Annotated in this window: 7 protein-coding genes; 2 read left to right on the forward strand and 5 right to left on the reverse strand. The window is 72.2% G+C overall.

Annotation, left to right across the window (positions count from 1 at the left end; all coding sequences use genetic code 11):
* Window positions 1-66 precede the first annotated feature (66 nt).
* The 3 genes from HW837_RS22215 to HW837_RS22225 form a co-directional block, all read right to left on the reverse strand.
* Window positions 67-1,698: a phospho-sugar mutase gene (locus HW837_RS22215; protein ID WP_045562872.1), complete on the reverse strand. Its 1,632-nt coding sequence runs from the start codon at window positions 1,696-1,698 to the stop codon at window positions 67-69.
* Window positions 1,699-1,942: 244 nt separating this feature from the next.
* Complete coding sequence (locus tag HW837_RS22220; protein ID WP_045562871.1) at window positions 1,943-2,767, reverse strand: purine-nucleoside phosphorylase; 825 nt, start codon at window positions 2,765-2,767, stop codon at window positions 1,943-1,945.
* A 140-nt stretch (window positions 2,768-2,907) separates the two neighbouring features.
* A complete protein-coding gene (locus tag HW837_RS22225) occupies window positions 2,908-3,345 on the reverse strand; it encodes a gamma-glutamylcyclotransferase family protein (protein ID WP_045562870.1) in 438 nt (145 codons plus the stop codon).
* A gap of 87 nt (window positions 3,346-3,432) precedes the next feature.
* Here HW837_RS22225 and HW837_RS22230 point away from each other — a divergent pair, with 87 nt between their 5' ends.
* Both HW837_RS22230 and HW837_RS22235 read left to right on the forward strand, forming a co-directional pair.
* A complete protein-coding gene (locus HW837_RS22230) occupies window positions 3,433-4,962 on the forward strand; it encodes an NAD(P)H-quinone dehydrogenase (protein WP_267887708.1) in 1,530 nt (509 codons plus the stop codon).
* Between the two features lie 134 nt (window positions 4,963-5,096).
* Window positions 5,097-6,104, forward strand: a complete 1,008-nt coding sequence (locus HW837_RS22235; RefSeq protein WP_078853940.1) for a DeoR/GlpR family DNA-binding transcription regulator — start codon at window positions 5,097-5,099, stop codon at window positions 6,102-6,104.
* A gap of 178 nt (window positions 6,105-6,282) precedes the next feature.
* Here the strand turns inward: HW837_RS22235 and HW837_RS22240 are convergent, their stop codons facing one another.
* A complete protein-coding gene (locus HW837_RS22240) occupies window positions 6,283-6,849 on the reverse strand; it encodes a TetR/AcrR family transcriptional regulator (RefSeq protein ID WP_045562928.1) in 567 nt (188 codons plus the stop codon).
* 205 nt (window positions 6,850-7,054) lie between these two features.
* Window positions 7,055-7,274: acyl-CoA carboxylase biotin carboxyl carrier protein subunit (locus tag HW837_RS22245; RefSeq protein ID WP_193380586.1), on the reverse strand; the 220-nt coding region annotated here is incomplete at its 5' end.

Consider the following 7,274-nt stretch of genomic DNA (forward strand, 5'->3'; position numbering starts at 1 on the left):
GGCCCTGGACATGGCGAAGGCCCCGGCCCGTGATCCGGCCGGGGCCTTTCGTGTGCGCGGGGCGGGTCAGATGCCCGCTGCCGCCGAGAGGTCCCGCTTGATGCCGGCCAGCAGGTCCGTCGCCTTCGCGCGGGCCGCCGGGAGGGCGGCGAGGTCGGCGACGGGCACCACGACCTCCAGGTAGCACTTGAGCTTGGGCTCGGTGCCGCTCGGGCGGACGATGACACGCGCCCCGTCGAGCGTGTAGCGCAGCCCGTCCGTGGGCGGGAGCCGGTCCGTGCCCCGGGTCAGGTCCTCGGCCTCGGTGACGGGCAGGCCGGCCAGGGCGGTCGGCGGCTGCTCGCGGAGCCGTTCCATCGCGCGGGCGATGAGCGAGAGGTCCTGGACGCGGACCGAGAGCTGGTCGGTGGCGTGCAGGCCGTGCTCGACGGCGATGTCGTCCAGCAGGTCGAGGAGTGTGCGGCCCTCCTCCTTCAGCCGCGAGGCGAGCTCCGTGATCAACAGCGCCGCCGTGATGCCGTCCTTGTCGCGGACGCCCTCGGGGTCGACGCAGTAGCCGAGGGCCTCCTCGTAGCCGTAGCGCAGGCCCTCGACACGGGCGATCCACTTGAAGCCGGTGAGGGTCTCCTCGTAGGGGAGGCCCGCCTTCTCGGCGATCCGGCCGAGGAGGGAGGAGGAGACGATCGACTCGGCCAAGGTGCCCTGGACACCGCGTCCGACCAGATGGGTGGCGAGGAGCGCGCCGACCTCGTCGCCGCGCAGCATGCGCCAGTCGGTGCCGTCCTTCACGGCGACGGCACAGCGGTCGGCGTCCGGGTCGTTCGCCACGATCAGGTCGGGGTCCGTGTCGCGGGCCTTCGCGAAGGCCAGGTCCATCGCGCCGGGCTCCTCCGGGTTGGGGAACGCGACCGTCGGGAACTCCGGGTCCGGCTCCGCCTGCTCGGCGACGAGGACGGGCTCCGGGAAGCCGGCCCGGGCGAAGGCCGCGAGCAGGGTGTCCTTGCCGACGCCGTGCATGGCCGTGTAGACCGTGCGGGCGCTCCGGGGGGAGCCGGGTGCGAGGACCGCGTCCGTACGGGCCAGATAGGCGTCCAGGACGCTGTCGTCGAGGGTGTCCCAGCCGGACTCCGGGCGGGGGACGTCGTCGAGGGAGCGGACGGCGTCGATCTCGGCCGCGATGCCGGCGTCGGCCGGGGGCACGATCTGGGAGCCGTCGCCCAGGTAGACCTTGTAGCCGTTGTCGCGCGGCGGGTTGTGGCTGGCCGTGACCTCCACGCCGGCCACCGCGCCCAGGTGCCTTATGGCGAAGGCCAGGACGGGCGTGGGCAGGGGTCGGGGGAGGACGGCCGCGCGCAGGCCCGCGCCGGTCATCACGGCGGCCGTGTCGCGGGCGAAGTCGGCGGACTTGTGGCGGGCGTCGTAGCCGATGACGACGAGGCCGCCGGTGGAGCCCTGCTTGTTCAGGTACGCGGCGAGACCGGCGGCCGCGCGGATGACGACCGAGCGGTTCATGCGCATGGGGCCGGCGCCGAGTTCGCCCCGGAGGCCGGCCGTGCCGAACTGGAGGGTGCCGGAGAAGCGGGTGGTCAGTTCCGCCGTGTCCGCCGCGTCGATCAGCCTGCCGAGTTCGTCCCGGGTCTCCGGGTCGGGGTCCTCGGCCAGCCACGCCTTGGCGCGGGCGATCAGGTCGTCGTGCACGGGGGTCAACCTCTCGTCTCGTTCTTTGTTTGTGGGGGGCGCTCGATTGTCCCGGGGAGGGGGCGCGTTGTCGGGTGCGGGTCCGGTGGGGCTTCTCGCGCCGTTCCCCGCGCCCCTTAAGGGCCTACGGCCCTTTCGGGCCGAAAAAGCACGGGGCGCAGCCCCTGCTTTTTCAGGGGCGCGGGGAACTGCGCGACCAGCCCCCACTCACCCGCACCCGACGACGAGACCCGCGCCCCGCGTCCTACAGCCGGTTCAGGACCTGCGTCAGCAGCGCGCCCATGCGCGCCGCCGAGTCACGGCCCGCCTGGAGGACCTCCTCGTGGTTGAGGGGCTCACCCGTCATACCGGCCGCCAGGTTGGTCACCAGGGAGATGCCCAGGATCTCGGCACCCGCCTCGCGCGCGGCGATGGCCTCCAGGACCGTGGACATGCCGACGAGGTCCGCGCCGATGACGCGGGCCATGCGGATCTCCGCCGGGGTCTCGTAGTGCGGGCCCGTGAACTGCGCGTAGACGCCCTCCTCCAGGGAGGGGTCGATCTCCTTGCACAGGGCGCGCAGGCGGGGGGAGTAGAGGTCCGTGAGGTCGACGAAGTTCGCGCCGACGATCGGGGACGTCGCCGTCAGGTTCAGATGGTCGCTGATCAGCACCGGCTGGCCCGGACGCATGCCCTCGCGAAGACCGCCGCAGCCGTTGGTGAGGACGATCGTCTTCACCCCGGCGGCGACGGCCGTACGGACGCCGTGCGCGACGGCGGCGACACCGCGGCCCTCGTAGTAGTGGGTGCGGCCCAGGAAGACGAGCGCGCGCTTGTCACCGATCCGGTACGAGCGGACCTTGCCGCCGTGCCCCTCGACCGCCGGCGGCGGGAAGCCCGGCAGCTCGGTGACCTGGAACTCCGCCTCGGGAGCGCCGAGGGCGTCCACGGCGGGGGCCCAGCCGGAGCCCATCACGAGGGCGACGTCGTGGGTCTCGGCGCCCGTCAGCTCGCGCAGGCGCGCGGCGGCGGCGTCGGCGGCGGCGTACGGGTCGCCCTGGATGTCGTCCGGAAGAAGAGATGCGTTCACGCGACGAGGGTATCCGGTCAGAGCCTACGCGCGTAGATGACGAGGCTCCCGGGATCGGGATCGTTGCCTTGTCGTTTCCAACGCGGGGCGCGCGCGGAGTGCGCGCGGGGGGGCGTGCCCACGCCTCGCGGGGCGGTCCCTCAGCAGGGGCGTTTGCGCAGTTCCATCACATAGTCGTGGGGCGCGCCCGCCGACTCCGCCGCGTCCGCCACCTCGCCCAGGTAGCGGGCGGAGGGCAGGCCGCCCTCGTAGCCGTTGAGGACGTAGACCCAGGCCGGTTCCTCGCCGTCCAGCGTGTGTACGCGGACCCGCATCCGGCGGTATATGTCCAGGCCCACGCCGACCCAGCGGTCCATCGCGTCCTCGTCCATGGGGGCGATGTCGTACAGGGCCACGAAGACCTGGGAGCGGGGGGCCTCGACGACCGTGGCCAGGGCGCCCTCCCAGCCCATGTGCTCGCCGCCGAAGGTCAGCCGCCAGTCGTTCAGCCAGCCGGTTGCGCGCAGCGGGGAGTGAGGGGCGCGGCGGGACATCAGGCGTGAGTCCAGGTTGCCGGCGTAGGCGGCGTAGAGCGACATGGGGAGAGGGTACGGGAGCGCTCCGCTCGGGGGGCTGGGCGCCTATTGGGGTGGGGGTGCCTGTTGTGTCGCGGGTGCGGGTGCGTTGTGGCTGGTCGCGCGGTTCCCCGCGCCCCTTGCGGGGCGGCCCGCACCCCGACTCGTTGGCATCCGTGCTCGTGCGGGACAATGGGGCATGTGACTCGGATCGTGATCATCGGTGGCGGACCCGGCGGATACGAAGCGGCGCTCGTGGCCGCTCAGCTCGGTGCGGAGGTGACCGTCGTGGACTGCGACGGTCTGGGCGGGGCGTCGGTGCTGACCGACTGCGTGCCGTCGAAGACCCTCATCGCGACGGCCGAGGTGATGACCACCTTCGATTCCTCGTACGAGGAGTTGGGGATCATCGTCGCCGACGACACCCCGCACATCGACACGCCCGCGCGTGTCGTGGGCGTGGACCTCGGCAAGGTCAACCGGCGTGTGAAGCGGCTCGCGCTGGCGCAGTCGCACGACATCACCGCCTCGGTGACACGCGCCGGCGCGCGGGTGATGCGCGGGCGCGGGCGGCTGGCGGGGCAGCAGGATCTCGACGGGTCGCGCAAGGTGGTCGTGCGCGCCGCCGACGGGTCCGAGGAGACCCTGACCGCCGACGCCGTGCTCATCGCCACCGGCGGACACCCGCGTGAGCTGCCCGACGCGCAGCCCGACGGCGAGCGCATCCTCAACTGGACGCAGGTCTACGACCTCGACGAGCTGCCCGAAGAGCTGATCGTCGTCGGGTCGGGTGTCACCGGCGCCGAGTTCGCCGGCGCCTACCAGGCGCTCGGGTCGCGCGTCACGCTCGTGTCCAGCCGTGACCGGGTGCTGCCGGGCGAGGACCCGGACGCCGCCGCCGTCCTGGAGGACGTGTTCCGGCGTCGCGGCATGAACGTCATGGCGCGGTCCCGGGCCCAGTCCGCCAAACGGGTCGGGGACCGGGTCGAGGTCACGCTCGCGGACGGCCGGGTCATCACCGGCTCGCACTGTCTGATGGCCGTCGGCGCCGTCCCCAACAGCGCCGGGATGGGCCTGGAGGAGGCCGGGGTCAAGGTCAAGGAGTCCGGGCACATCTGGACCGACAAGGTCTCGCGGACCACCGCTCCCGGTGTGTACGCCGCCGGCGACGTCACCGGGGTGTTCGCCCTGGCCTCCGTCGCCGCCATGCAGGGCCGTATCGCCATGTACCACTTCCTCGGCGACGCCGTGGCCCCGCTGAACCTGAAGACCGTGTCGTCCAACGTCTTCACCGACCCCGAGATCGCCACCGTCGGCTACACCCAGGCCGACCTGGACGCCGGGGTCATCGACGCCGTCGGGGTCAAACTGCCGCTGCTGCGCAACCCGCGCGCCAAGATGCAGGGCATCCGGGACGGCTTCGTCAAGATCTTCTGCCGGCCGGGCACGGGCATCGTCGTGGGCGGTGTCGTGGTCTCGCCGCGCGCCTCCGAGCTGATCCACCCGATCTCGATCGCGGTCGACAACAACCTGACCGTCGAGCAGATCGCGAACGCGTTCACCGTGTACCCGTCGCTGTCCGGCTCGATCGCCGAGGTCGCGCGCCAGCTCCACACGCGCAAGTCGGGTGATGGGGTCTGACGGTGCGACGGTGTGATGATCCGACGGTCTGTCTGACCGGTATGTGACGGGTTCCGTCCGGGATCGTCCCTATATCACTTCTCGCCCCACCCTGCGAACAACTTCTGCTATTCGGCGCAAACTGCTGAAAGCAGATGGTCGTTGGCGTTACTGTCAGTTTCGTGTTCGCTGCAGAACGTCGTCAATTGATCCTCGAAATGGTGCGGGCCAATGGAGCTGTGTCGCTCCGTGAGCTCGCCCGCGTCGTCCAGACCTCCGAAGTGACCGTACGGCGGGACGTGCGCGCTCTGGAGGCAGAAGGACTCCTCGACCGCCGACACGGCGGTGCGGTATTGCCGGGCGGGTTCACGCGGGAGTCCGGCTTTCCGCAGAAGTCTCATCTCGCGACCGCCGAGAAGACGGCCGTCGCCGATCTCGCCGCGAGCCTCGTCGAAGAGGGCGAGGCCATCGTGGTCGGGGCGGGGACCACCACGCAGGAGCTGGCACGCCGGCTCGCGCGGGTCCCCGGGCTGACCGTCGTCACCAACTCCCTGTTGGTGGCCCAGGCGTTGGCCCACGCCAACCGTGTCGAGGTCGTGATGACCGGCGGCACCCTGCGCGGTTCCAACTACGCCCTGGTCGGCTCCGGAGCCGAACAGTCCCTCCAGGGGCTGCGTGTCTCCAAGGCCTTCCTCTCCGGGAGCGGACTGACCGCGGAGCGCGGCCTGTCCACGTCCAACATGCTGTCGGCGTCCGTCGACCGCGCGCTGGTCCAGGCCGCCGCCGAGGTCGTCGTCCTCGCCGACCACACCAAGCTCGGCACCGACACCATGTTCCAGACGGTGCCGACGGATGTGATCACCCGGCTGGTCACCGACGACCCGCCCGGCCACGACGACCGCGCGGTCACCGAGTTGCAGGCGCTGGCCGACCAGGGCGTGCAGATCTCCGTGGCCGGGGCGTCGGGCGGCGGTGGTACGGGAGGCGATCCCGTCCCGGCGCGTCACTCGCGCCGGGACGTGCCTCTGCCGGGGCCCCGCCGCAACCAGGTCCACGGCACCGCGCCCCAGTTGCGCACCGCCACGGTCCTCGGGGATCAGCCGCCCGCCGGTGAACGGGAGCGGGAGCGCGCGGCGCGGGTCGCTGATCTGCGGCGCCGGTAGGGAGCGGGGCCGCGCCGCGTGGCTGAGCCGCGTGGGCTGAGCTTCATGGCTGCGGTTCATGGGCTGCGCCCGGTGGGCTGACCTTGCTGGGGTCAGCCGTGTGGGGTGAGCCGCGTGGGGGCATGCCGTGTGAGGTCGCGCCGTGGGGTCGCCGTGTGGGCACGCTCGGTTCGGCGGGTCAGGGCTTCAGGCCGCGCAGGGTCAGTGTCAGCAGGCGGTCGGCCAACTCCGGGTCGTCCGGGGTCTCCTCGGCCGCCAGCGCGATCGCGTGGGTGAGCTGGAGCAGATCGCCGATGGACACGTCCTCGCGTACGGCGTGAGCGTCCTGCGCCCGGCGGAGGAGGGCGGTGCCCGCCTCCCGGATGGGGGCGCAGCACCGGGCCAGGTCCGACGGGTACTCGTCCGCGGCGCGGGAGCCCGCGTACGAGACCGTCATCAGGGCCTGCGCCAGACCCCGGTACTCGCCCGCGTGGGTGATGATGTCGCGCAGCCAGGCGACGAGCGCCGCGCAGGGGCGGTCCGCGTGCAGGTGTGCCTGGGCGCGGGCCAGCAGATCGGCGACCGCTTCCTCGAAGACCGCGCTCAGCAGGGCCTCTCGGTTGGGGAAGTGGCGGTACAGCGTGCCGATGCCCACGTCCGCCCGGCGGGCGATGTCCTCCAGCGAGGCGGTGGTGCCGTGCGCCGCGAAGGCGAGGCGGGCCTCGGTGAGCAGGCGGTCGTGGTTGCGGCGGGCGTCGGCCCGCAGGGGCCTCCGGCCTGCTGCGGGGGGCTTGGCCGGGGTGGGGCTCACTCTGGCGTCACCTGCTCTCTTCTGGCGGGGGCGGCTTCAGCCTAAGAGCTCGGGTGACGGGGTGGTTGCGCGGGTGCGGGTGACGGGGGCTTCTCGCGCAGTTCCCCGCGCCCCTTGAGGGCCTACCGGCCCTTTCGGGGCGCGGGGGTTCGCGTGTGGGTCAGTCCTTGATCTCGCAGATGGCCGCGCCGGAGGTGAGGGCGGCGCCGACTTCGGCGGTGAGGCCCTTGATGGTGCCGGAGCGGTGGGCGTTGAGGGGCTGTTCCATCTTCATGGCTTCGAGGACGACGACGAGGTCGCCTTCCTTGACCTCCTGGCCCTCCTCGACGGCGACCTTGACGATGGTGCCCTGCATGGGGGAGGCGAGGGTGTCGCCGGAG

Origin of the sequence: Streptomyces caniscabiei (assembly GCF_014930365.1) — a bacterium.
GTDB classification, from domain to species: Bacteria; Actinomycetota; Actinomycetes; order Streptomycetales; family Streptomycetaceae; genus Streptomyces; species Streptomyces caniscabiei.

Coding starts and splice junctions, on each gene's coding strand:
- HW837_RS22225 (WP_045562870.1), bottom strand. CDS start 3,345: ATGTCGCTCTACGCCGCCTACGCCGGCAACCTGGACTCACGCCTGATG.
- HW837_RS22235 (WP_078853940.1), top strand. CDS start 5,097: ATGGTCGTTGGCGTTACTGTCAGTTTCGTGTTCGCTGCAGAACGTCGT.